The sequence below is a fragment of the Pseudoalteromonas sp. JB197 genome (assembly GCF_002332205.1).
Classification (GTDB): domain Bacteria; phylum Pseudomonadota; class Gammaproteobacteria; order Enterobacterales; family Alteromonadaceae; genus Pseudoalteromonas; species Pseudoalteromonas nigrifaciens.
Genome location: NZ_NRGZ01000001.1, coordinates 712,166 through 737,010 on the forward strand (window position 1 = coordinate 712,166; position 24,845 = coordinate 737,010).

The following is a 24,845-nucleotide window of genomic DNA, read 5'->3' on the forward strand; positions in this document are numbered from 1 at the left end:
TAATCAAGGCTCTATAATAAAAATGCCAGCCAAAGCGTAAAGCTTATACCACTTAAAACGGTCGACATAACCACAGTGCTGGCAAGCGTTGCTTGGTGTTGTTTTATTTGATTAGCAATAAGGTAGGCATTAACACCTAAAGGCGATGCACTTAATAATATAAGTACGTTGAGTAGTTGCGCCTCTAGCATAAACACAAATCGGCCTAACAATAATACTAAGCAGGGTAGCAATACTAGCTTTAATAATGTGGCGATTAGCGCGGGTTGCCAGTTTTGGCTTATTTTATAAAATGCTAAATTAGCTCCCAACACAAATAGTGCGCAGCCAATAGCGGGTTGTGAGAGTAAATCTAAGCCATTAATAATATCCAGTGGCAATGTAAGGCCTAAAACATTAGCCAATAACCCTAGGCTAATGCTAAGTACCACAGGGTTTAACAGCATGTTTTTGGCAAATTGTTGCCACGAAAACGCACTTTTTTCGCTTTTGGCACTCACTAAAAAGGTGAGAGTAAATAACAATGCACTATGAAAAGTGATAATCATAAATACTATACCAATCATTTCACGGCCAATTGCTGCAATAATTATTGGTAAGCCAACCAGTACGGTATTTGAATAGCTACTACCAAGAGCAAATACGCTATGGCGTTGATAATCACTGTGCTTAGTAATTAAAAATCGGTCTATTAAAGCGCCAATTATAAAAACACCCACAACCGCAATATAAAAACTTAAAAAGCCATTTAAGCTCACACTATTGTGTAAGTTAGCTTGCGCCATATTTAAAAATAAAAAAGCGGGGATACTAATATAAAAGGTAAATTTACTAATACCAGTTATATGTTGTTGTTCTAAAAATTGTGACTTAGTGCTAATAAAACCAGCAGTAACAATAAATACCAGCGGAAATATAATTGAAAAAATAGACACTAATATCGCCTTAAATAGTATTTAACCAGAGCTGTGGTTATTTAACGCCTAAACTCATCACTTTGCGGTAAATTAATTAAAATAAGTACAGCGCCTTTACCACCATATTCAAGCGGTGCTTGGTGCATTGCAATTACGTCAGGGTGTTGTACTAAATACTGCGGTACTTTGTGCCTGAGTATATGCCCACCAATGCCATGAATTATGCATGCACAATAGTAATGTTTCTTTTTGCATTCGTGGATCAAACCAGCTAGCTCATCTTTTGCAGACTCTTTATTTAAGCCATGCAAATCTAGGGTTAAATCTGGAACAAAGTCACCACGGCGTAGTTGCTTAGCTAAAAAGCGGTCTTGGCCATCTTGTACATAATTAACCGTACCATTGGTATCAATATCAGGTATATATTCATCCGAAAAGAAGAATTCTGACTGTTGTTGCTTTTTTTGCTGGGCAAACTGCTTTGCTTGTGACACTTTAGGCTTATTAGTAAAGCGGTGAGTGTCTTGTTTAAAAACGCGCGCACCAGTGATACTTTGACGAAACATGTCAATGTCATCATTGCTAATTGGGCTGTTTGAATAAGGATCTTTTTTCATAGCGGCAGTCTAAACAAAAAAAGGGTAAAAATCGAGATAAAAGGCGTTACAATAGGGCAATCGGGAGGCGATTGTGGCCTCGATTGAATTAATAATTTTGAAAGTAGCAGGCAGGCAATACACATGAGTGAATTACAAATAGAAGAAGCAACGCTAGAAGAAGCTGTAGCAGAACTTTCAACCTTACACGACTGGTTACGTTGGACTACAAGCCAATTTGCCAGCATTGGTATTTTTTTTGGTCACGGTACTGATAATGCGTGGGACGAAGCGGTAAATTTATTATTACCCGCATTAAGCTTACCAATAGATGCGCCGAAAGAATTAATGCATGCGCGTTTAACGAGTACAGAAAAAAACAGCTTAGCGGGCTTAATTGCTGAGCGTATTAACGATTTTACCCCAGTGCCGTATTTAACCAACATTGCTTGGTTTGCGAATATGCCATTTTATGTAGACGAGCGCGTGCTTATTCCACGTTCGCCATTTGCAGAGTTAATTAATAACCGCTTTACCCCTTGGCTTGAAGAGCCTGAGTCGGTTAAGCGTATTTTAGATTTATGTACGGGTTCTGGTTGTATCGCGATTGCACTTGCACAAGCGTTTGAAAATGCGCAGGTAGATGCGGTTGATATTTCTTATGAAGCTCTAGAAGTAGCCGACATAAATATTACAGACTACCAGTTAAGTGAACGAGTATTGCCAATTCAGTCAGATGTGTTTAGTGGTGTACCAGGGCAAACATACGACCTGATCATAGCTAACCCGCCGTACGTTGATGCTGAGGACATGGCCGACTTACCGCGTGAGTTTCATCATGAACCAGAACTTGGTTTGGCTTCAGGCCACGACGGCCTAGACGTAACCCGCACTATATTAAGCGAAGCAAGTAAGCACCTTACTGCAAACGGCTTATTGTTTGTAGAGGTAGGTAACTCTATGGTACATATGGATGCATTGTATCCGGGTGCGCCATTTGAATGGGTTGAGTTTGAACAAGGTGGTTTAGGTGTGTTTGTTATTAGCAAACAGCAACTTGATGAGTATTTTGCACAATAAAAATCAATATCATTTATAGAATATGTATTTGAATATAAATTGATATAAGTAAATAGCCGAGTGTAAAGCTCGGCTATTGGTAGTCATTAGGAATGAGGAAAAGTAATGGCAGGTAATAGCATTGGACAGTTATTTAAAGTGTCTACTTTTGGTGAGAGCCACGGCGTTGCATTAGGCGGCGTTGTTGATGGTACACCAGCAGGTCTTGAAATCACCGAGGCCGACCTACAAATAGATTTAGACCGTCGTAAACCGGGGCAAAGTCGTTATACCACGCAGCGCCGTGAAGACGATCAGATAAAAATTCTTTCAGGCGTATTTGAAGGTAAAACCACAGGTACTAGCATAGGTTTACTTATTGAAAACACCGATCAACGCTCAAAAGATTACGGCAAAATTAAAGATGTGTTTCGCCCAGGTCATGGCGATTACACCTATTGGCATAAATACGGCCTGCGCGATTATCGCGGTGGTGGTCGCTCATCAGCGCGCGAAACGGCAATTCGTGTTGCTGCGGGCTCTATTGCTAAAAAATATTTAAAACAATTTCATGGTATCGAAATAAAAGCCTGCTTAAGTCAGTTAGGGCCAATTAAAGCAGACGTTTTTGATTGGAACGAAGTTGAAAACAACTTATTCTTTTTTCCTGATGTGAGCAAGTTAGAAGCGCTTGATGAATATATGCGCGGCCTTAAAAAGCAAGGTGACTCAGTAGGCGCAAAAGTAAAAGTAGTGGCAAGTAATGTACCTGTAGGCCTTGGTGAGCCAGTATTTGACCGCCTTGACGCCGAACTTGCGCATTCGTTAATGAGCATTAACGCGGTTAAAGGTGTTGAAATTGGCGACGGCTTTGATGTAATTGAGCAAAAAGGCTCAGAGCACCGCGATGAACTAACACCACAAGGGTTTACCTCTAACCATGCGGGCGGCGTATTAGCGGGTATTTCTACTGGGCAAGATATTATTGCTTCTATTGCGCTAAAACCTACCTCAAGCATTACCATACCGGGTAACAGTATAAATACTGAAAACGAAGCGGTTGAGATGATCACCAAAGGTCGTCACGATCCGTGTGTAGGTATTCGTGCTGTGCCAATTGCTGAGGCGATGATGGCCATTACTTTAATGGATCATTTGCTACGTCAACGTGGACAAAACCCACATGTACACCACGAGCATGGGCCGATACCCGGTTCGGTATAATTAGAGTTACATTAAGTAGATAATAAAAACGCGGGCGATCCGCGTTTTTTGTATTTGTTTATCAGTGCAAGTTCAACTTTTTTACTAAAGTTAATTAAACAGGTTTGAGGGAGCTAAATGTGACAATGACAAATAACGTAAAGGCTCAGCAACAAGCTGCATTGAAAAGGCTGGAGCGTTTTAGCTTCATTACCGACAGCAGTTTAAAAATTCCTTTTACTAACTTTAAAGTTGGTGCCGATGCGATTATTGGTTTATTGCCCGTTGCCGGTGATATGGCCGGTTTTATTTTATCTGCTTATGTATTAATTGAAGCGCAGCGCTTAGGTGTTAGCTGGACTATAAAACTACGTATATTAGTTAATATGCTTATCGACTTTGTGGGCGGTTTACTACCCATAGTAGGCGATATTTTTGATGCTTACTTTAAAGCAAACACCCGAAACACCCAGCTGCTAAAAAAATACTTAGCGCAGCAAAAGTAATAAAGCAATTTAGCTTTTACCCTTGTTAAAAAAGTATTCTGCAATAACCTGCTTTTGTTGACCAAACTGATCTGAAATCCCTATACCTACACCTATTATTTGCCCCTGTGCTTTAGGTGGGTTAGCCTGTATTTGTTTATTTATAACAGCCAGTTGAGGGCTTTTCTCGTTAGCTAATAATGTTAAATGTGGCTGAAAGTTTTGAAAAACATTAGGGCTGCCGTAGCGCTTAAATGCAGTTAACTTGTTGGGGTAGTTTTTAACCCAAGTAGGCACAGTAACATTTCGCTCGCGCAGCGGTTCAATGGCAAGTGTTACCTCGTCAGATAGTCTTTGTAATTGGCGCGACGGCTGTAAATTAATAAAGGCCCAATTACTTTGCGTTACGCTAAAGCCTTCAGCGGTTATGGGAAAAGGCTGTTGTTGCGCTATGATGTTTTTTACCGCAAGTTTAATTGCCTCCTCTGTACCGGGTGCAAAGTCAGTTAAATATAAAGTAGCGTGTACCGGCATGCCTTTATCGTAAAAGCTAACCATACCCGCTTGTTTTAATGCATCACTGGTTTGCGCCATTAAAGTAATGATTGGTTGCGAAGGAATAGCAAACACATTAATACTGATGTTTTTTGCAACAGCAGGCAGTGATGTACCCATAAGCCCAAGCAGGGCAATAAATAAAAATTTAACCTTTTTTATACTCATTAGTTTAAACATAATTTTAGTATTTCAGTAAGCAGCTCTGTCGTTATAGTGATGGTAAGGGTTATTGCTCAAGCAGTAAATACGCCAAACAGTATAAATACCAGCTATTTGGCAGCACCTTGTATAGCTATTATTAGCAAGCCCCATGGGCTTTATAAAACGCCGTTACATGGAAGTGTTAACCCGCTATCCAATTTTTTACATTCGCTGCGAAAGCCCGTACAATTCACCTCGTTTTTAGCGCGCACATTTTTAATATAATGAGCAGTAAGCCCTATATTCAGAGTAAGTAATTAAACTTTTATGCATAAAATTGCTGATTTAATTTCTATTTTTGCAGCCACTTTTGACCAAAGCTATAATACGCGGCTGGTTAAAGGCGAGCACGAACCTATTTATATTCCTAGCTGTGATAAAACGCCGTATCACCAAATTGTGTTTGCTCATGGTTTTTACGCCAGTGCCCTGCACGAAATTGCACATTGGCTGGTGGCGGGAGATAAGCGCCGTTTACTTGAAGATTACGGCTATTGGTATTGCCCCGACGGCCGCGATAAGCAAAAACAAGCCGAATTTGAAAATGTAGAAATAAAACCGCAAGCCATTGAGTGGCTATTGAGTACCGCCGCAGGTTTTGAATTTAATGTGTCGGTAGATAATTTAAATGGCGAGCAAACGTGTCGTTTTGATTTTCAGCAGCGAGTACACCAGCGAGTTTTAACACTTATTAATAACGGTTTTAACTCCCGTACCGAGGCATTGCTAAAAGCACTCAGCCATTTTTATAATACGCCATGGCCAATGAGTGCACAGCAATTTAATTGGCAACATCCCAAGGAGCTCACGGATGCAGTTTAAGTTAGGTTTAATTATAAACCCGCTAGCGGGTTTAGGCGGCACTGTAGCGTTAAAAGGTAGCGATGGCGCAGCAACTGCAGCCAAAGCGCTAGCACTTGGCGCTCAGCCTAAAGCTAATAGTCGTACAAAAGCCGCACTTGAAGTATTACTGCCTTATAAAAACCAATTAACTATTTATACAGTAAATGGCGATATGGGCGAGCACTGTGCTAAAGCACTCGGCTTTAAGGTGCAAGTAATATATAACAGCAATGCTATAACCACAGCCAACGACACAGAGCAGGCTGTAAAAGCACTTAAAGAGCTAGGTGTAGATTTAGTTTTATTTGCTGGAGGCGACGGCACAGCGCGTAATATTTGTCATGCTGTTGAGGACACAATACCCGTACTGGGTATTCCTGCTGGCTGCAAAATACACTCAGGGGTATATGCAATCACGCCAAAAGCAGCAGGGCGTGTAGTCGAAATGCTGGTAAAAGGCGATTTAGTTACCTTAGGTGACGCCGATGTAATGGACATTGACGAAGAGGCATTTAGACAAGGCACAGTTAAAGCAAAACGTTATGGCGAAATGCAAGTACCAAGCGAAGTGCGTTACATGCAAGCGGTTAAAAATGGTGGTAAAGAAACCGACGAGTTAGTGCTTGTAGATATTGCCGCCTATGTGGTGAGTGAAATGGATGAAGACACTTTTTACATTATGGGCAGTGGCTCAACCGTTGCCGCAGTGATGGAAGAAATGGGACTAGAAAATACACTTTTAGGTGTCGATTTAGTTAAAGATCAAGCCCTTATAGCGCAAGACCTAACCGCAGCGCAATTACTTGAGCATACGCAAGGTCAAAAAACTAAATTAGTGATCACCTTAATTGGCGGCCAAGGACATATTTTTGGTCGTGGTAATCAACAGCTTAGCCCCGCGCTTATTCGCGCTATTGGCACCAATAACATTATAGTAGTAGCTACAAAAACAAAATTGCAGGCTTTAAATGGCCGCCCACTTATTTGTGACACCGGCGATAGCAGTTTAGATGATGAACTAACCGGTTATATTAAAGTTACATGCGGATTTAACGACCACATTATGTATGCAGTAGGGTATTAATACCCATTGCAAAACCAGGAGACAGAATAAATGAGTTTAGTAAACTATATTGATGCAGCCCAACACTATTTTGATGATTTAGTGATTAAAGCCACCGATGATGAATTATTTGCAGGAGGCTATTTGCGAGGTCACTTTGACTTAGCAGTAGGGTATGCGCAAGTAGAAAAGCTAACTATTAGCACAGATGAACTTAACGAAACCGTAGAGCAAAGCTTAGTGAAGGCTTATCATAATGGTGAACTTAATGAAGATGACAAAACCCTTGTTGCTCGTTTGTGGGAAGAAGTAAAAGCATTGGCCTGAGTAAACCTAGGCTAAAACTAATTTAAACGCGATACGCTACTGGCTTATCGCGTTTTTTTTGTTTAAAAGTATTGATATGAGGGAGTTAGCCTCAGGTTAATTTACTGTTGTGTAAAGATAGGATATGGTTATTGAAAATATGATTTAGAGAGCTTTAAAGAATGAATAATAACCAAAGTGCAGTGCCAACTGGTTTAATTGCACGATTTTTAAATTTTGTTGAACGGGTAGGTAATAAGCTTCCTGATCCGGCCATTATATTTTTGTTTGCCATGTTACTAATTTGGTTTTTGTCGTGGTGGTTTTCAGGCGTAAGCTTTGATGCAATAGATCCACGTACCGGCGAAGCCATTATTATCAATAATATGCTAGCAAGTGATTCGCTCGCCACCTTTTTATCCTCTATGGTAAAAACCTTTACCGGCTTTGCACCCTTAGGCGTAGTGTTAGTGGCTATGTTAGGTGTGGGGGTTGCAGAGCATTCGGGCTTTATTAATACCGGCCTTAAGTTAATGCTTAAAGTGACGCCTAAAAAGTTATTAACGCCTTCAATTATTTTAGTGGCCATTGTAAGCCATACCGCAACTGATGCAGGTTATGTATTAGTTATTCCACTAGCTGGGGTTATATTTTATGCTGCAGGGCGCCATCCGCTTGCGGGTATTGCTGCTGCATTTGCGGGTGTGAGTGGTGGTTTTGGGGCTAACTTTATTCCATCGGGTATCGACCCATTGCTACAAAGTTTTACCCAAAGTGCGGCGCAAATAATTAATCCTGCAATGACAATTAACCCGTTAAATAACTGGGCATTTGCTTCAGCATCTAGCTTATTTATAGTGGCATTAGGCTGGTATATTACCGATAAAATTATAGAACCACGTTTACAAAAAACCGCGGTAGATGGCGCTAAAGAAGATTTACCCGTATTTGAAGATGCCCGCAGTGATGAAAAACGTGCATTTATAATTGCCAGTTCAGTTATGGTTGCAGGCCTTGCGTTACTTGCTTATGTATCGGCAGATAGTAACTCGGCAATGCGCAGCAGCGATGGCTCGTTAACTAATTTTAGCTCGCCATTAATGCAATCTATCGTACCGTTAATCTTTTTATTATTTTGGATACCCGGCGCGGTTTACGGCTTTACCGTAGGCACCTTTAAAACCTCTAAAGACATGATAGATGCCATGAGTAAAGCGATGAGCGGCATGGCATATTATATTGTAATGGCATTTTTCTGTTCGTTATTTATTGCCGCATTTAGTAAATCAAACTTAGGTGCATTGCTAGCAATCGAAGGCGCGCAGTTATTAAAAGCAATGCAGTTGCCAAGTGCAGTAACGGTGGTGGGAATTATCTTTTTAACCGGCTTTGTTAACTTATTCGTAGGTTCAAGTTCAGCAAAATGGGCATTACTTGGCCCCATATTTGTACCTATGCTAATGCAACTTGGTATTTCGCCAGACTTAACTCAAGCGGCTTATCGTGTTGGTGACTCAAGCTCTAATATTATTACACCGTTAATGCCCTATTTCCCATTAGTGGTGGTGTACTGTCAAAAGTATGTGAAAGGCACCGGCATAGGCACTTTAATTGCTATTATGCTACCGTACTCAATCGCCTTTATGATTGGCTGGAGTATCTTTTTATTAGGTTACTGGGCACTGGGTATCCCACTAGGGCTTGATGCCAGCTACGTTTACCCAGCGCTAGCGCCTTAACGTAAAACAAATAGGTAATATAGTAAAAGCCTCATCATGAAATTGGTGGGGCTTTTTTGTGTTAAGAGATCAGATTTAACCGTAGGGCAAACACTGTACCCCGAATAAAGTAACCCAATAAAAGTTACTATGGCATTGCCTTCCTCATTTACAGCTTATTGTCTGCTTTTTGCGTAAATATTTTTAAGTGAGTTATTCACTAAGAGGATAGGAGACGCTGCGCTTTAGAGAAGTAATAGAGCAGTGCAGATAAGAAAGGGGTGTGCAGGCGAGAATTTAGCTGTGAGGTGGAAATAAAATATCGTGTTTATTTTCTCAGGGGAATATTATTTTCTGCCTAGAGCCTAGAGCCTAGAGCCTAGAGCCTAGAGCCTAGAGCTTTATTTTAGGCACAAAAAAAACCTTGCTCACTTACGTGGCAAGGTTTTTATTAAAGAGTCGTTGCTTATTTCGGCGTTGTAAAGCTTACTGGGCGACGTTCTTTACGAGGACCGCTGCGCTTATCACCGCGTGCGCTGTCATCTTTATTAAAGCTGCGTTTTTCGCCGCCAGCTGGACGCTCAGAGCGTTCGCCACGTGGCTCAGCAGGACCTTGATCAGCAGTGATTGTTAAGCCCATAGGACGTTTACAAATAAACACTTTTTGGAAATGATCAAGTACATCTTTAGGCATGTTTTTCGGTAATTGAACCGTGCTGTGATTATCGTGTAGACGAATATCACCAATAAACTTGCTTGAAATGTCAGCTTCGTTAGCAATAGCGCCAACAATGTTCTTAACCTGAACACCATGTTCACGACCTACTTCGATACGGTATGTATCCATAGGACCTGCATCACGGCTGTTACGCTCACGAGGTTTACGTTCAGCGCGCTCGCCACCACGTTCACCGCCACGTTCGTTACGACGACCACGATCACCACGGTCATTGCTACGTGGGTTACGATCATTGCGCTCGTTACGTTCGCGAGGTTGAATCTTAACTTCTTCAACCTTAATTGGTGATTGTTGCTGTGCTAAACACAGTAACGCACCAGCAAGGTCTTCAGCAGAAAGTTCAAGCTTTTGAGCCATGTTTGCTGCTACTTCATTAAAGAAAGTAATATCTTTGTTTTCAAGAGCAAGTGTTAACTTGGCTTGTAACGCTTCGATACGTTTTTCCTCAACAATTTTAGCTGTTGGTAATTCAACTTGTGCAATATCTGAATTCGTATGACGAATGATATTTTTAAGTAAATAACGTTCGTTATGTTTTACGAATAAGATTGCTTTACCAGTACGACCAGCACGACCTGTACGGCCGATACGGTGAACGTAGGCTTCAGAATCTTGTGGAATATCGTAGTTGATAACTAAACTTAAACGGTCAACATCTAGACCACGTGCCGCTACGTCTGTTGCAATAACAACATTTAGCATGCCGCTTTTTAAGCGCTCTACTGTGCGTTCACGTGCTTGCTGGTTCATGTCACCGTTAAGTGGAGCGGCAGAGAAACCTTCGCGCTCTAATAATTCAGCAAGTTGTACTGTATCGTTACGCGTACGTACGAAAACAATAGCACCTTCATATTGCTCAGCTTCTAAAAAGCGAACAATGGCTTTATTCTTATGAATGCTTGCATTCCAAAACACTTGCTCTACTGATGATACAGTTGAGTTACGCGCAGAGATATGAACCTGTTCAGGATTGTTCATATACTTGCTGCTGATGTTTTGAATTTGCTTAGGCATGGTCGCAGAGAAAAGACATGTTTGCTTTTCGCGCGGTGTTTTTTCCATGATGCTTTCTACATCATCGATAAAGCCCATACGTAACATTTCATCGGCTTCATCAAGTACAAGTGCTTGTAGAGCATCAAACTTGATAGTGCCACGGTTAATATGATCGATTAAGCGACCTGGAGTAGCTACGATAACTTGCGCGCCACGACGAAGTGCACTTAGTTGGATACTGTAGCTTTGGCCACCATAAAGTGCCAATACTTCAATACCACGAACATGTTTAGCATATTGTTCAAATGCCTCAGCAACTTGGATCGCAAGCTCACGGGTTGGTGTGAGTACAAGGATCTGTGGCTGTTTCACAGACGGGTCAATATTATTTAATAGTGGTAGTGCAAATGCTGCGGTTTTACCTGTACCCGTTTGAGCTAGTCCCAGTACGTCCTTTCTTTCTAGCAATAACGGTATACATTGAGCTTGGATTTCAGATGGTGTCTTGTAACCCAACTCTTCAACTGCCTTCAAAATTGCAGGAGAAAGATTTAGAGATTCAAACGTGACTGGTTCTGACATTAATACGCCTCAACGAATTTAAAGAGGCGCGCATTATAAAGGATAAATGCGGTAAATGCTTGTAGAAATTACAACTAATTTATAGGTGATTGATGTTGGTCGAAATTTAACCAGCCAAGTAACTAGATTACTTAACTGGTTAACATATTTGATACAGAACTTATTGATAAAGTCCAAGATTCTCTTTGGCGTAGGCCTCAAACTCTGTAAAACCACCAATGTGTTTTTGGTCTACAAAGATTTGCGGCACTGTTGGGCAAGGTTTGCCGGCAGACTTTTCAAGATCTTCTTTACTTATGCCTTCTTTAATAATGTCGATGTAGCGAAATTTAAAATCATCACATTCATTTGATAGTTGTTCTGCTACGTCTTTAGCACGAACACAAAATGGGCAGCCTTCACGACCAAAAATTACAGTTAACATAGTGAACTCCTCAATTAAATTGCTACTAGTGTAACCAATTGAGTTAAATATTAAAGAGCAAACAAGCGATTAAGCTGTTCGCTTTTATTGATATGCCTTAGGGATCAGCGTTTTTAAATAATCGCTACTGTTATTGGGCGCTTAATGTGGTGTTAAAAGTAAAATAAATAATTTTTTGAAAAATCATCTTGAAAACAATTTTGCAGTCCATATATAGATAAGTAGAGGACGCCTGATGGGTCCTTGTTAAACAGAAGTAATTGAAATTTATATTATTAATTAAACTTCATTTGTGTTTGTTCATTAGAAAAGCACAACTGAAATATCGCTTAAATATGAGGATATTATTATGCGTACAGTAGATTTATCACCCCTTTATCGTTCATTCATCGGTTTCGATCATTTAGCGTCTTTAATGGATGCGGCAGCAAGTTCAGATAAGCAGCCAAGCTTTCCTCCTTACAATATCGAAGCGCTCGATAAAGACAAATATAGAATCACTATGGCGGTTGCTGGTTTTAGCAATAGCGAACTGACAATCGAGTCAGAAAATAACACCCTAAAAGTTAGCGGGGTTAAACAAAGTAAAGACGATAGTAAAGAGCGTAAATTTATTCACCAAGGCATTGCAGATCGCAATTTTGAGCGTAAGTTTCAGTTAGGAGATCATGTAAGAGTTATCGCTGCTGATTTAGCCCATGGTTTACTCAGCATAGATTTACAACGTGAAATACCTGAAGCGTTAAAACCGCGCAAAATAGCAATCGGTGGCAATGATTTGCTCGAAGATAAGTAATTCACTTTAAATATTTTCCACTGTTTTAGCCGCCTCGCTTGAGGCGGTATTTTTACCATTGTAATTTATGTTTAACGACCTTGTTGTGTATTTTAAAAGAGCGAATTTAAAAAATTATTTGTTATTTGCTTGAAAACAATTTTAACGTCCATATATAGATAAGTAGAGGACGCCTGATGGGTCCTTGTTAAACAGAAGTAATTGAAATTTATATTATTAATTAAACTTCATTTGTGTTTGTTCATTAGAAAAGCACAACTGAAATATCGCTTAAATATGAGGATATTATTATGCGTACAGTAGATTTATCACCCCTTTATCGTTCATTCATCGGTTTCGATCATTTAGCGTCTTTAATGGATGCGGCAGCAAGTTCAGATAAGCAGCCAAGCTTTCCTCCTTACAATATCGAAGCGCTCGATAAAGACAAATACCGAATTACTATGGCAGTTGCTGGTTTTAGCGAAAGCGAGCTGAGCATAGAATCAGAAAACAACACACTAGTTGTTGCAGGTATTAAAACGGGTAAAGAGCAAGCCAGTGAGCGTAAATTTATTCATCAAGGTATTGCAGAGCGCAACTTTGAGCGTAAATTTCAGCTGGGGGATCACGTAAAAGTACTTGGTGCCGATTTAGCAAATGGCTTATTAAGCATTAACCTTGAACGCGAAATACCAGAAGCACTTAAACCACGCAAAATTGAAATAGGCAGTGGTAGCCTTATAGAAGGCAAGTAATTTAAATAAGCTTAGTTTTTGATTATCCCCGTAAAGCCGCTTTTTAGCGGCTTTTTGCTGTTCTGATAAAAAGTTAAAAGTTACAGGCTTTCCAGATTGTTCAAATAGTAAGTTGCTTGCTGTAATGTACTTTGCTGTAACGTATTCTCTTGTTTATCCCAGTTTTTATACACCATGCCAATGCGTGGGTTTTTTTCTAATTTTGCTCTGTGCGTGTGCATAAAATGCCAGTAAAGGCTATTAAACGGGCAGGCGTCATCACCCACTTTTTGTTTTACTTTATAGTGGCAGTTTTTGCAGTAGTCGCTCATTTTATTAATATAGTTACCGCTTGCCGCATAAGGTTTGGTTGCAATAATTCCGTCATCGGCAAATTGGCTCATACCCCGAGTATTGGGCATTTCTACCCATTCAATAGCATCTATATAAACGCCCAAATACCAAGCATCAACCTCATCTGGGTTTATAGCTGTTAATAAACAAAAATTACCAATAACCATAAGACGCTGAATATGATGGGCGTATGCAGTAGTTAAGCTTTCACAGAGCGCATGGTGCATGCAGTTCATTTTAGTTTTAGCATGCCAAAAATACGGCGGTAACTTATTTTTGGCTTTAAGCTGATTTTTAGTTGCGTAATCTGGCATGTTAATCCAGTAAATTGCGCGTACGTACTCTCTCCAGCCCAGTATTTGCCTAACAAACCCCTCTACTTGTGCAATAGAAATATCATTAGGGCGTTGTTCGTACTGGGCTATTACACGCTTTATCACATACAGTGGGTGTATTAACTTTGCATTTAAAGCAAACGATAAGCGGCTATGGTACAGGCTATTGTTATGTTTACTTTGCTCTGTCATTGCATCTTGAAACTGGCCAAAGTGAGGCAGTAAATACAAGCAAAAATAATCTAAGCAGCTAATGGCTTGTTTTCGGGTTGTGGGCCAGGGGAGTTGTTCTGCGGCTTTACCAAAGTAGCTAACATTATGTTTATTTAAACGCGCAATTATAGCGCTTACATCGTTATTAAATAATTTAGGTGGCGGGATTTGTGCTAAGTCGGCGGTTGAAAATTTATTTCTGTTATTACTATCAAAGTTCCACTTTCCACCGTGTGGTTTGTTGCTATCCATTAATATATTAAATTGTTTGCGCATTGCGCGATAAAAATGCTCCATCGTTATGTGTTTATCTTTTACAAAGCGGTGTTTTATTTCCTCAAAGGGCAGTAAAAAATGCTCGCTGTCAACACCGCTAACCGTTAATGGGCTAGTGTTTGCAAAGTTGGCTAACTGGGTTTTTAATCTATATTCGTCTGGGTATTGATACTCAATAGTATTGCATTGATGTTGCGCTGCTATACAGGTAAGCAATGCGGGTAAACCTTCATCATTACAGGTTTCGTTTAATGTTAAATGCAGTACATTAAATCCGGCTTGGTTTAATGCTGTTGCAAAGTTTTCCATAGCGCAAAATGCACAGATTTTTTGAATATGGTGCTTAACATAGCTAGTTTCTTGTTTTAGCTCTGCAATAACATACAAGGTATTGGTTTTTTTATCTTTATACCATGAGTGAGCAGGGTTGAGCTGATCGCCCAAAATGAGTCTAAGAGTATTAAAGTGTGTCATGCCTAAGCCAAATAAATTTAATACGCAAAATTATTACATCAAGATCGCTTACTTTATAAAAACATAGATTTAAAAATTCCTAAATTTGGATAATAAGTGCAAAAATTAACAAAATTAAATAATTACGCGTTAAATTATAAACACGCTATTTGGTGTCACTTTTTTTATAAACTTATTACTTATTATGGTTGCTAATTACGGCGTACATACTTATAATACCCGCCATTGTTTAGTATGTTGAAAGATATTACTAACAGCGATATTAAATTATTAAGTTTAGTATCTATTGGCGCGGGATGGAGCAGTCTGGTAGCTCGTCGGGCTCATAACCCGAAGGTCGTCGGTTCAAATCCGGCTCCCGCAACCAATCATAATAGTGGGTTTAATCTTACTAATTTATATCGCGCATTCTAAGTAATGCGCGTTTTGCGTTTAAGCTACTGTAGTTTAATTTAGTCAGATTTTTGACTCGCAACCAAGCTTGGCCCTAGGCCACACAGTTTTGTGCTTTTTGGTGTGACGCCCCGCTTGGTTCGGGGCGTTGTTGTATCTGCACTGTTTGATTTGTGACATGGTGATCAAATCAAAATTTAAACTCAATATTTTAGGGCTATAAGCCCTTTTTTTGTTTGTATGGAGGATTTTCGTGACAAAACTTGAACAAGATTTAGTAGCTATGTTAACGCCAGCGGTAGAAATGTTAGGTTTTGAATTACATGGTCTTGAGTTTGTACAAGCGGGTCGCCATTCTACCTTAAGAGTTTATATTACTCATGAGGCTGGGATCTCAGTTGATAATTGTGCAGATGCGAGTCGCCAAATAAGTGCGATTTTAGATGTCGAAGACCCAATTACAAATGAATATGATTTGGAAGTATCGTCTCCTGGTGTTGATCGTCTATTATTCAAACAAGATCACTACGAGCAGGCGCAAGGAGAGGAAGTACAATTACGTACTAAACTTCCACAAGACGGTCGTCGTAATTTTAAAGGCGATTTAATAGCAGTTACTAGCGATATGATTACACTATCTAGTGATGGTACAGAGCATTTAATTATGCTTAGCAACATTGAGCGTGCGAACATAATTGCAAAGTTTTAATTCGAGCGCAAAGGAATAGGGCAAGCGAGGCATAACCCATGGCAAAAGAGATATTATTGGTTGCTGAAGCCGTCTCCAATGAGAAAGCGGTTCCAAAAGAAAAGATTTTTGAAGCTTTAGAGTTCGCTCTAGCAACAGCAACAAAGAAAAAGCACGGTGGTGACATCGACGTACGTGTAGCAATTGACCGTAAAACAGGTGACTACGATACTTACCGTCGCTGGCAGATTGCTGCAGTATTAGAAGATGGGTCTTTAGAGAACCCATACAGCGAAATTACCCTAGAAGCAGCGCAAGTTGAAGAACCTGACTTGCAAATGGGTGACTTCGTTGAAGAGCAAATTGACTCAATTAAATTTGACCGTATTACAACCCAAATGGCTAAGCAAGTTATCGTACAAAAAGTACGTGAAGCTGAGCGTGCTTTAGTTGTAGAAGAATACAAAAGTAAAGAAGGTGAGTTAGTAACGGGTGTGGTTAAAAAAGCCACTCGTGACGCGATCGTTCTTGATTTAGGTAATAATGCTGAAGCGGTAATTTACCGTGACGACATGCTACCGCGTGAAAACTTCCGCCCAGGCGATCGTATTCGTGGTCTTCTATACGAAGTTAAGCCAGAAGCACGTGGCGCACAATTATTTGTAACGCGTTCTAAGCCTGAAATGCTAATGGAATTGTTCCGCATTGAGGTGCCAGAAATCGGCGAAGAAATGATTGAATTACGTGCCGCTGCACGTGATCCAGGTTCGCGCGCTAAAATTGCGGTTAAGTCTAACGACAAACGTATTGACCCAATTGGTGCTTGTGTAGGTATGCGTGGCGCACGTGTTCAAGCTGTATCGTCAGAACTTGGCGGTGAGCGTGTTGATATCGTACTTTACGATGATAACCCAGCACAATTTGTTATTAACGCAATGGCACCTGCAGAAGTAGCTTCAATCGTAATGGATGAAGATACGCACTCAATGGATATCGCTGTAGAAGCTGATAACCTAGCACAAGCTATTGGTCGTAATGGTCAAAACGTTCGTTTAGCTAGCCAATTAACTGGCTGGGAACTAAACGTAATGACTGTTGAAGACATGCGTAGCAAAAACGAAGCTGAGTCAGATAAGTTACTTAACTTATTTACTGAAAATTTAGAAATTGATGATGAATTTGCTTCATTATTAATTAACGAAGGTTTCTCGTCACTTGAAGAAGTTGCGTATGTACCGGCATCTGAATTTTTAGAAATTGATGGCTTAGATGAAGAAACGGTTGATCTATTGCGCTCACGTGCAAAAGACGCATTAACCACTAAAGCACTTAAAACGGAAGAAAGCTTAGATGGCGCAGAGCCAGCTGAAGACTTACTTGCGCTTGAAGGCTTAGAACGTCATTTAGCATTTGTTATGGCAAGCAAAGGTGTAATTACACTTGAAGACTTAGCTGAGCAAGGTATTGATGAATTAGTGGATATTACAGAACTATCACCTGAAAAAGCAGGTGAGCTGATTATGGCTGCACGTAACATTTGTTGGTTTGCAGACGAGTAATTTATTAACGGAGGTATTAGAGACTATGGCAGAAGTAAATGTTGAAAAACTAGCCGGTGATATAGGTACAACTGTTGATAAATTGCTACAGCAGTTTTCACAAGCAGGTATTACCAAGCAAGCAGGCGAAAGTGTAACCGAAGCTGAAAAAGCGACGTTACTTGATCACTTAAGCAAGCAGCATGGCGGCACAGGTTCAGATGGCCCAGCGCGTATGACATTGCAACGTAAGAGCAAAAGCACATTAAGTGTGACTGGCTCTACGGGCAAAGCAAAGTCTGTTCAAGTTGAAGTTCGCAAAACACGTACCTACGTGAAGAAAAGCGCAATGGAACAAGAGCAAGAAGAGCTACGCCTAGCCGCTGAAGAAAAACTGCGCCTTGAAGAGCAGCAAAAAGCTGCCCAAGAAGCCGCAGAATTGAAAGCGAAACAAGAGGCGGAACGTAAAGCGAAAGAAGACGCTGATCGTAAAGCTAAAGAAGAAGCTAAACGCAAAGCTGATGCAGAGCGTAAAGCGAAACAACAGCAGATGACCCCAGAGCAAAGTGCTAAGTCTGAGAAAGATCGCATCGTAGCTGAGCGTCTGCAAAAAGAAGCAGAAGAGGCCGCATTGAAGAAAGCTGAAGAAGAAGCGAAACGTCAAGCAGAAGAAGCAAGAAAGCTTGCTGAAGAGAACTCAGCACGCTGGAAGAAAGAAGAAGAAGAGCGTAAGAAGCGTGAAGAAACATCTGATCACCACCTTACAACTTCTACTTACGCACGTGAAGCAGAAGATGTTGCTGATGCTCGTGATGAGCAAGGCACACGCCGTGCGAAGAAAAAGAAAAAAGCGCCAGCAAAAGATAAATTTGCAGCGTCTAAAGGCCGTAATAAAGGCAAGTTAAAAGCACCTACATCGCTACAGCATGGTTTTACAAAACCAACTGCTGATGTTAAAAATGAAGTGCGTATTAGCGAAACAATTACAGTTGCAGAGCTTGCGTCACGCATGGCTGTTAAAGGCGCTGAAGTTGTAAAAACAATGATGAAAATGGGCGACATGGTTACTATTAACCAAGTGATTGACCAAGAAGCTGCACAACTTGTTGCAGAAGAAATGGGCCACAAAGTTATCATTGTTAAAGAAAACGAATTAGAGCAAAAAGTACTAAACGATCGTCATGAAGATGGTAAGTCTGAGCCACGTGCACCAGTTGTAACTGTTATGGGTCACGTTGACCATGGTAAAACATCTACACTTGATTACATTCGTTCAGCTAAAGTAGCCTCAGGCGAAGCCGGTGGTATTACACAGCACATTGGTGCATACCATGTTGATGTTAATGGCAACATGATCACTTTCTTAGATACTCCGGGTCACGCCGCATTTACTTCAATGCGTGCTCGTGGTGCTCAAGCGACTGATATCGTAATCCTAGTGGTTGCAGCAGATGATGGTGTTATGCCACAAACTAAAGAAGCTGTACAGCATGCGCGTGCTGCTGGCGTTCCTTTAATCATTGCTGTAAACAAAATGGATAAAGAAGGCGTAGACCCAGATCGTGTTAAGAACGAGCTAGCTCAGCTTGACGTTATTCCAGAAGAATGGGGCGGCGATACGCAGTACGTTCATATCTCAGCTAAAACAGGTTTAGGTATTGATGAGCTTTTAGAAGCGGTATTAAACCAATCTGAACTACTAGAGCTTACTGCTCCTACTGTTGGTATGGCTGCAGGTGTTGTTATTGAATCACGCTTAGATAAAGGCCGTGGTCCAGTTGCATCTATACTTGTTCAATCGGGTACGCTTAACCAAGGTGACATTGTATTATGTGGTCTTGAGTATGGTCGTATTCGTGCAATGCGCGATGAAAACGGTAAAGATATTAAGTCTGCGGGTCCTTCTATTCCTGTAGAAATTTTAGGTCTTTCTGGTATTCCGGCTGCAGGCGACGAAGCAACTGTAGTTAAAGATGAGCGTAAAGCGCGTGAAGTTGCTTTATACCGTCAAGGTAAATTCCGTGATGTTAAACTAGCGCGTCAACAAAAAGCTAAGCTTGAAAACATGTTTAGTCATATGACTGAAGGCGATGTGTCTGAAGTTAACGTGGTACTTAAAGCTGACGTTCAAGGTTCAATCGAAGCAATCTCTGATTCACTAACTAAACTCTCTACTGATGAAGTGAAAGTGAAGATAGTAGGTTCAGGTGTTGGTGGTATTACCGAAACTGATGCAACACTTGCAGCAGCGTCTAACGCAATTGTGGTTGGCTTTAACGTTCGTGCTGATGCTTCTGCTCGTAAAGTAATTGAGTCTGAAAACTTAGACTTGCGTTACTACAGCGTAATCTACAGCTTGATTGACGAAGTTAAACAAGCAATGTCGGGTATGTTGGCACCAGAATTTAAGCAAGAGATTATTGGTCTTGCTCAGGTTCGTGACGTGTTTAAGTCTCCAAAAATTGGCGCAATTGCTGGTTGTATGGTTACTGAAGGTGTTATTAAACGTAGCGCTCCAATTCGTGTACTTCGTGATAACGTGGTTATCTACGAAGGTGAACTTGAGTCACTTCGTCGCTTTAAAGACGATGTTGCTGATGTTCGTAACGGCATGGAATGTGGTATCGGCGTTAAGAACTACAATGACGTTCGTGTTGGCGACCAAATTGAAGTATTTGAAACAGTTGAAATACAACGTACTCTTTAATTGTTAGCTAGCTAGACTAATAAATGGGGGCTTAGCCCCCATTTGTGTATCCATTATTTAATTAACTTATTATTATATTCCAATAGGTTATGATTTTAGGACAAATGCAATGAGAGAATTTTCTCGTACAGATCGTGTTGCTCAGCAAATTCAAAAAGAAATTGCGGTAATTTTACAACGCGAAATAAAAGATCCACGCTTAGGTATGGTGACAGTGTCAGCGGTAGAAGTATCGCGCGATTTATCTTATGCGAAAATATTCATTACGGTATTTAATACGCAAGATGATAATGCAGCGAAGCAAAGTGCAAACGTACTTAACGAAGCGACCGGTTATATCCGCTCGTTACTAGGTAAGCGTATTCGTGCACGTATTATGCCTGAGTTAAAGTTTTTAGTTGATAACTCACTAATGGAAGGTATGCGTATATCTAACTTAGTTGATTCCATTATTCGCGAAGACAACGCTAAACATGTTGCAGATGAAACAGATGTTGAAGACAGCACTGATCATGAAGATGACGTAACTAACAGCGAAGATGAGACTAAGCACGTAGATATTGATACAGATAGCGAAGAAGGCACTAATACAGATGGCAAAGCGCAGTAAAGGCCGTCCAGTTGACGGTATTTTGTTGTTAAACAAACCAATTGGCATTTCATCAAATAAAGCACTACAGCAAACAAAAGGTGTGTACTTTGCACAAAAGGCGGGGCACACAGGTGCGCTAGATCCATTGGCAACTGGTATGCTGCCTATTTGCTTTGGTGAGGCAACCAAGTTTACACAGTTTTTACTCGATACAGACAAAACCTATGTGGTACGCGCTAAATTAGGCGAGAGAACAACGACATCAGATTCTGATGGTGAAATTGTTAGTACTAAAGATGTAAATGTAACGCGTGAACAACTGATTAAAGAAATTGCCGCTTTTGTTGGTGAGTCAGATCAGTACCCGTCAATGTACTCGGCGCTTAAGTATCAAGGTAGGCCTTTATATAAGTATGCACGCGAGGGTATTGAAGTACCACGTAAATGCAGAAAAATAAACGTGTTTAGCTTAACGTTTGACGAATTTGATGAAGTGAATAACGTAATACAAATGACGGCGCATGTATCTAAAGGCACCTACATTCGTACTATTGTTGACGACTTAGGTGAAAAGCTAGGTTGTGGCGCACACGTTGTTATGCTGCACCGCACTGCGGTTGGTCAATATCCTGCAGAAAAAATGGTGTCGCTAGATGAAATTGAAGCGTTATTAGCAAAAGCTAAAGACGAAGAAGTTGCACCTTCTACTTATTTAGACGCGTTGTTATTGCCACTCGATACAGCTTTAGTTGATTTACCGGTTGTTGAGATAAGTAAAGAGCAGGGCAGTATTTTTAGTCACGGCCAAGCAATAGACCTTGATATAGATTTGCCTGAAGGCGCAATTAAGGTTGTAGCTGACGGTATTTTTATTGGTACAGGCGAGCGTAATGCCAGCGGCCATTTAAAAGTTAAACGTGGCTTGGCCAGCCAACAAGATGATTATGTAAAACCCGAATAAATAGTTGCTTTAAATATTTTCAGCAGCTTATTTATATTGATGGGATAATTAACTTGTAGTTATTTGTACAATTGGTAGAATACGCCCGCTTAATCGTTTTGGCTGAATTAGTGATCGGCTAAAGCACCTTTTAAATTTAATTTTTGGAGTTATTATGTCACTAAGCAATCAAGAAAAAATCGATATCATTGCTAAATTCGCACGTGCTGAAGGCGACACTGGTTCACCTGAAGTACAAGTAGCATTACTTACTTTTGATATCAACAAGCTTCAAGGTCACTTTGCTGATCACAAGCATGACTTCCATTCACGTCGTGGTCTGCTTCGCAAAGTTAGCCAACGTCGTAAATTGCTTGATTACCTTAAAGGTAAAGACATCACGCGTTATACTGCGTTAATCAAAGAACTTGGCCTACGTCGCTAAGCACTTGATTATCAAAAAAGGAGCTTTTTAGCTCCTTTTTTTGTGCCTAAAATTCAGCACGACGTTTTATAAACACCTTAAATTATAAAATAAAACCTCCATTTAATAGGTAAGCAAAGGTCGTTATTTTTAGCCTTCATAAGGCTTAGCTTTTATCTAATAGCTAGACTCGCATTCTAACGGCGCTTTGGTATATACTATGCGCGTAGCTAAAAAGGTTTAGTTACGTTTATTTACGTCATCGCCAATTGTAGTACTTAATTGATTTTAAAATAAATACAATTATGTACTGTAATTGGTACTTAGATGACAACTTAAAAACATTTTAAAACATTTAAGGAATATTTTAAGTGCAAGCAATTATTAAAGAATTTCAACTAGGTCAACACACAGTGACACTAGAAACTGGTGCAATCGCTCGTCAAGCAGACGGCGCTGTACTTGCAAGCATTGGCGACACTTCAGTACTTGTTACTGTTGTTGGTAAACGTGAAGCGCAACCTGGCCAAGACTTTTTCCCACTAACAGTTAACTACCAAGAGCGTATGTACGCTGCTGGTCGTATCCCTGGTGGTTTCTTAAAGCGCGAAGGTCGTCCTAACGATGGCGAAACACTTATTGCACGTCTTATTGACCGTCCAATTCGTCCACTTTTCCCAAGTGGTTTTGTAAACGAAGTACAAGTTATTGCTACTGTTGTTTCTGTTAACCCTGAAATTCAACCTGATATGGTTGCGTTAATTGGTACTTCAGCTGCACTTGCTATCTCTGGTATTCCGTTCAGTGGTCCAATTGGTGCTACTCGCGTTGGTTACATCGACGGCGAATACGTACTTAACCCAACACTAAAAGAGCTAGAAGAAAGCAAGCTAGACTTAGTTGTTGCTGGTACTGATAACGCAGTATTAATGGTTGAGTCAGAAGCAGACGTACTTGCAGAAGACATTATGCTAGGTGCGGTTGTTTATGGTCATGAGCAAGCTCAAGCGATCATTACAGCAATTAAAGAATTTAAAGCAGAAGCAGGCAAGCCTACTTGGGATTGGACTGCACCAGCTAAAAACGTATCACTTGAAGAGAAAGTAGCGTCTATTGCTGCTGATAAAGTGGGCGAAGCTTACCGCATTACAGATAAAGTAGCGCGTAAAGAAGCACTTGGCGTAGCTAAAGATGAAGTTGTTGCTGTATTAACAAGCGAACTTGCTGAAGGCGAGTCTTTAGATAAGCAAGAAATTGGTAAAATCTTCGGTTCACTTGAGAAGAAAATCGTTCGTGGCCGTATCGCTGCTGGCGAAAAGCGTATCGATGGTCGTGAACCAGATATGATTCGTGCACTTGACGTAATGACTGGCGTATTACCGCGTACTCACGGTTCTGCTATCTTTACTCGTGGCGAAACTCAAGCACTTGTAACAGCTACACTTGGTACAGAGCGTGATTCACAGTTAATCGACGATTTAACTGGCACGCACAAAAACCACTTTATGCTTAACTACAACTTCCCTCCATTTTGTGTAGGCGAAACTGGTTTTGTTGGTTCTCCTAAGCGTCGTGAAATCGGCCATGGTAACCTTGCTAAGCGTGGTATTACAGCAGTAATGCCAACATTGACTGAATTCCCATATTCAATCCGTGTAGTATCTGAAATCACTGAATCAAACGGTTCATCTTCAATGGCTTCTGTGTGTGGTACTTCACTTGCACTTATGAATGCTGGTGTACCAATTAAAGCGTCTGTTGCGGGTATCGCAATGGGTCTAGTTAAAGAAGACGATAAGTTTGTTGTTCTTTCTGACATCTTAGGTGATGAAGATCACTTAGGCGACATGGACTTTAAAGTTGCGGGTACTGCTGGCGGTATTACAGCACTACAAATGGACATTAAGATTGAAGGTATCACTCAAGAAATCATGCAAATTGCGCTTAAACAAGCAAAAGCTGCACGTTTACATATCTTAGAAGTGATGGACAAAGCAATTTCTGCACCGTCTGAAGAGCTTTCTCAGTTTGCTCCACGTATTTATACTATGAAGATCCCACAGAAGAAAATCGCTGAAGTTATTGGTAAAGGTGGCGCAACAATTCGTCAACTTACTGAAGAAACTGGCACAACGATTGAAATCGGTGATGATGGCACAATCAAAATTGCAGCAACTGACGGCGAAAGCGCAGCAAATGCAATTAGCCGCATTGAGCAATTAACTGCTGAGCTTGAAGTAGGTACTATTTACGAAGGTAAAGTTGTACGTATTGTTGATTTTGGTGCGTTTGTAAATATTCTTCCTGGTAAAGATGGTCTAGTACATATTTCGCAAATTAGTACTGAGCGTGTTAATAACGTGACTGATCACCTTTCTGAAGGTCAAGAAGTTAAAGTTAAAGTACTAGAAGTAGACCGCCAAGGCCGTGTACGTCTAAGTATTAAAGAAGCAATGGAATCTGCAGCACCTGCAGCTGATGCGCCAACTGACGCATAATTGCTAATACTTAATCCGGTTATATTTACTGGATAACATAAAAAGGGGCTGTTTAGCCCCTTTTTATGCTTTAATGAAACTAACTGCTTATAGCAATTGAATTTAAAGTTAATTATTTTAAGCGCTTAAGTTGAATGGATATCATTATTTTAAAGCGTTAAATAATTTATTAGCTAAACGCAGTTAATATGAACCTTACTAGACATCGCAT

General features: G+C 40.4%; 21 protein-coding genes, 1 tRNA gene and 1 pseudogene. 17 read left to right on the forward strand and 6 right to left on the reverse strand.

The genetic code is table 11. From position 1 onward, the window contains the following. Positions 1-11: 11 nt before the first annotated feature. Both CIK86_RS03315 and smrB read right to left on the reverse strand, forming a co-directional pair. Positions 12-935 (reverse strand): AEC family transporter, encoded by a 924-nt coding sequence (locus CIK86_RS03315; RefSeq protein ID WP_086998297.1) that lies wholly within the window; start codon positions 933-935, stop codon positions 12-14. A 41-nt stretch (positions 936-976) separates the two neighbouring features. Beyond that, positions 977-1,534: an endonuclease SmrB gene (gene smrB, locus CIK86_RS03320; protein WP_041454372.1), complete on the reverse strand. Its 558-nt coding sequence runs from the start codon at positions 1,532-1,534 to the stop codon at positions 977-979. Positions 1,535-1,657: 123 nt separating this feature from the next. Between smrB and prmB the strand changes: the two genes are divergently transcribed. The 3 genes from prmB to CIK86_RS03335 all read left to right on the forward strand — a co-directional run bounded on the left by prmB (position 1,658) and on the right by CIK86_RS03335 (position 4,281). Next, complete coding sequence (prmB, locus tag CIK86_RS03325; protein WP_086998301.1) at positions 1,658-2,593, forward strand: 50S ribosomal protein L3 N(5)-glutamine methyltransferase; 936 nt, start codon at positions 1,658-1,660, stop codon at positions 2,591-2,593. Positions 2,594-2,698: 105 nt separating this feature from the next. Beyond that, a complete protein-coding gene (gene aroC, locus CIK86_RS03330; protein WP_086998304.1) occupies positions 2,699-3,796 on the forward strand; it encodes a chorismate synthase in 1,098 nt (365 codons plus the stop codon). A gap of 125 nt (positions 3,797-3,921) precedes the next feature. Further along, the gene (locus tag CIK86_RS03335) at positions 3,922-4,281 is read left to right on the forward strand and encodes a DUF4112 domain-containing protein (protein ID WP_041454373.1); all 360 of its coding nucleotides are present in this window, start codon (positions 3,922-3,924) and stop codon (positions 4,279-4,281) included. 9 nt (positions 4,282-4,290) lie between these two features. Here the strand turns inward: CIK86_RS03335 and CIK86_RS03340 are convergent, their stop codons facing one another. Next, a complete protein-coding gene (locus CIK86_RS03340; protein ID WP_254910761.1) occupies positions 4,291-4,983 on the reverse strand; it encodes a 2'-5' RNA ligase family protein in 693 nt (230 codons plus the stop codon). 303 nt (positions 4,984-5,286) lie between these two features. On the opposite strand from CIK86_RS03340, the gene CIK86_RS03350 reads away from it, so the two are divergent. The 4 genes from CIK86_RS03350 to CIK86_RS03365 all read left to right on the forward strand — a co-directional run bounded on the left by CIK86_RS03350 (position 5,287) and on the right by CIK86_RS03365 (position 8,970). Then, complete coding sequence (locus CIK86_RS03350) at positions 5,287-5,841, forward strand: elongation factor P hydroxylase (RefSeq protein ID WP_086998313.1); 555 nt, start codon at positions 5,287-5,289, stop codon at positions 5,839-5,841. After that, a complete protein-coding gene (locus tag CIK86_RS03355) occupies positions 5,831-6,946 on the forward strand; it encodes an ATP-NAD kinase family protein (protein ID WP_086998316.1) in 1,116 nt (371 codons plus the stop codon). The genes CIK86_RS03350 and CIK86_RS03355 overlap by 11 nt, the downstream gene beginning before the upstream one ends. 30 nt (positions 6,947-6,976) lie before the next feature. Continuing rightward, positions 6,977-7,252 (forward strand): YfcL family protein, encoded by a 276-nt coding sequence (locus tag CIK86_RS03360; RefSeq protein WP_011327677.1) that lies wholly within the window; start codon positions 6,977-6,979, stop codon positions 7,250-7,252. 161 nt (positions 7,253-7,413) lie between these two features. After that, positions 7,414-8,970, forward strand: coding sequence for an AbgT family transporter (locus CIK86_RS03365; RefSeq protein WP_011327678.1), 1,557 nt, complete (start codon positions 7,414-7,416; stop codon positions 8,968-8,970). A 445-nt stretch (positions 8,971-9,415) separates the two neighbouring features. Here CIK86_RS03365 and CIK86_RS03370 read toward each other — a convergent pair whose 3' ends face one another. Together CIK86_RS03370 and CIK86_RS03375 are read right to left on the reverse strand one after the other, a co-directional pair. Further along, positions 9,416-11,266: a DEAD/DEAH box helicase gene (locus tag CIK86_RS03370; protein ID WP_011327679.1), complete on the reverse strand. Its 1,851-nt coding sequence runs from the start codon at positions 11,264-11,266 to the stop codon at positions 9,416-9,418. Positions 11,267-11,426: 160 nt separating this feature from the next. Then, positions 11,427-11,690 (reverse strand): GrxA family glutaredoxin, encoded by a 264-nt coding sequence (locus CIK86_RS03375; protein WP_086998319.1) that lies wholly within the window; start codon positions 11,688-11,690, stop codon positions 11,427-11,429. A 349-nt stretch (positions 11,691-12,039) separates the two neighbouring features. Here CIK86_RS03375 and CIK86_RS03380 point away from each other — a divergent pair, with 349 nt between their 5' ends. Together CIK86_RS03380 and CIK86_RS03385 are read left to right on the forward strand one after the other, a co-directional pair. After that, entirely contained in the window at positions 12,040-12,486 is a 447-nt protein-coding gene (locus tag CIK86_RS03380) for an Hsp20 family protein (RefSeq protein WP_011327681.1), read from the forward strand. A 290-nt stretch (positions 12,487-12,776) separates the two neighbouring features. Next, the gene (locus CIK86_RS03385) at positions 12,777-13,223 is read left to right on the forward strand and encodes an Hsp20 family protein (protein WP_011327682.1); all 447 of its coding nucleotides are present in this window, start codon (positions 12,777-12,779) and stop codon (positions 13,221-13,223) included. Between the two features lie 80 nt (positions 13,224-13,303). Here the strand turns inward: CIK86_RS03385 and CIK86_RS03390 are convergent, their stop codons facing one another. Next, positions 13,304-14,854 (reverse strand): cryptochrome/photolyase family protein, encoded by a 1,551-nt coding sequence (locus CIK86_RS03390; RefSeq protein ID WP_086998322.1) that lies wholly within the window; start codon positions 14,852-14,854, stop codon positions 13,304-13,306. 290 nt (positions 14,855-15,144) lie between these two features. On the opposite strand from CIK86_RS03390, the gene CIK86_RS03395 reads away from it, so the two are divergent. The 8 genes and pseudogenes from CIK86_RS03395 to pnp all read left to right on the forward strand — a co-directional run bounded on the left by CIK86_RS03395 (position 15,145) and on the right by pnp (position 24,634). Further along, positions 15,145-15,221 (forward strand) — tRNA-Met (locus CIK86_RS03395). Positions 15,222-15,500: 279 nt separating this feature from the next. Beyond that, positions 15,501-15,956 (forward strand): ribosome maturation factor RimP, encoded by a 456-nt coding sequence (gene rimP / locus CIK86_RS03400; RefSeq protein WP_041454374.1) that lies wholly within the window; start codon positions 15,501-15,503, stop codon positions 15,954-15,956. Between the two features lie 38 nt (positions 15,957-15,994). After that, positions 15,995-17,494 carry a transcription termination factor NusA gene (gene nusA, locus CIK86_RS03405; RefSeq protein WP_011327685.1) on the forward strand — a complete coding sequence of 500 codons (1,500 nt, stop codon included), beginning with the start codon at positions 15,995-15,997 and terminating at the stop codon, positions 17,492-17,494. A gap of 25 nt (positions 17,495-17,519) precedes the next feature. Further along, positions 17,520-20,180 (forward strand): translation initiation factor IF-2, encoded by a 2,661-nt coding sequence (infB, locus tag CIK86_RS03410; RefSeq protein WP_086998325.1) that lies wholly within the window; start codon positions 17,520-17,522, stop codon positions 20,178-20,180. Between the two features lie 109 nt (positions 20,181-20,289). After that, positions 20,290-20,682: pseudogene (gene rbfA, locus CIK86_RS03415) on the forward strand (30S ribosome-binding factor RbfA); the annotation flags it as partial. A gap of 91 nt (positions 20,683-20,773) precedes the next feature. Continuing rightward, entirely contained in the window at positions 20,774-21,733 is a 960-nt protein-coding gene (truB, locus tag CIK86_RS03420; protein WP_011327688.1) for a tRNA pseudouridine(55) synthase TruB, read from the forward strand. Between the two features lie 154 nt (positions 21,734-21,887). Next, positions 21,888-22,157, forward strand: coding sequence for a 30S ribosomal protein S15 (rpsO, locus tag CIK86_RS03425; RefSeq protein WP_011327689.1), 270 nt, complete (start codon positions 21,888-21,890; stop codon positions 22,155-22,157). Between the two features lie 350 nt (positions 22,158-22,507). Continuing rightward, entirely contained in the window at positions 22,508-24,634 is a 2,127-nt protein-coding gene (gene pnp, locus CIK86_RS03430) for a polyribonucleotide nucleotidyltransferase (RefSeq protein WP_086998328.1), read from the forward strand. Positions 24,635-24,845: the final 211 nt, after the last annotated feature.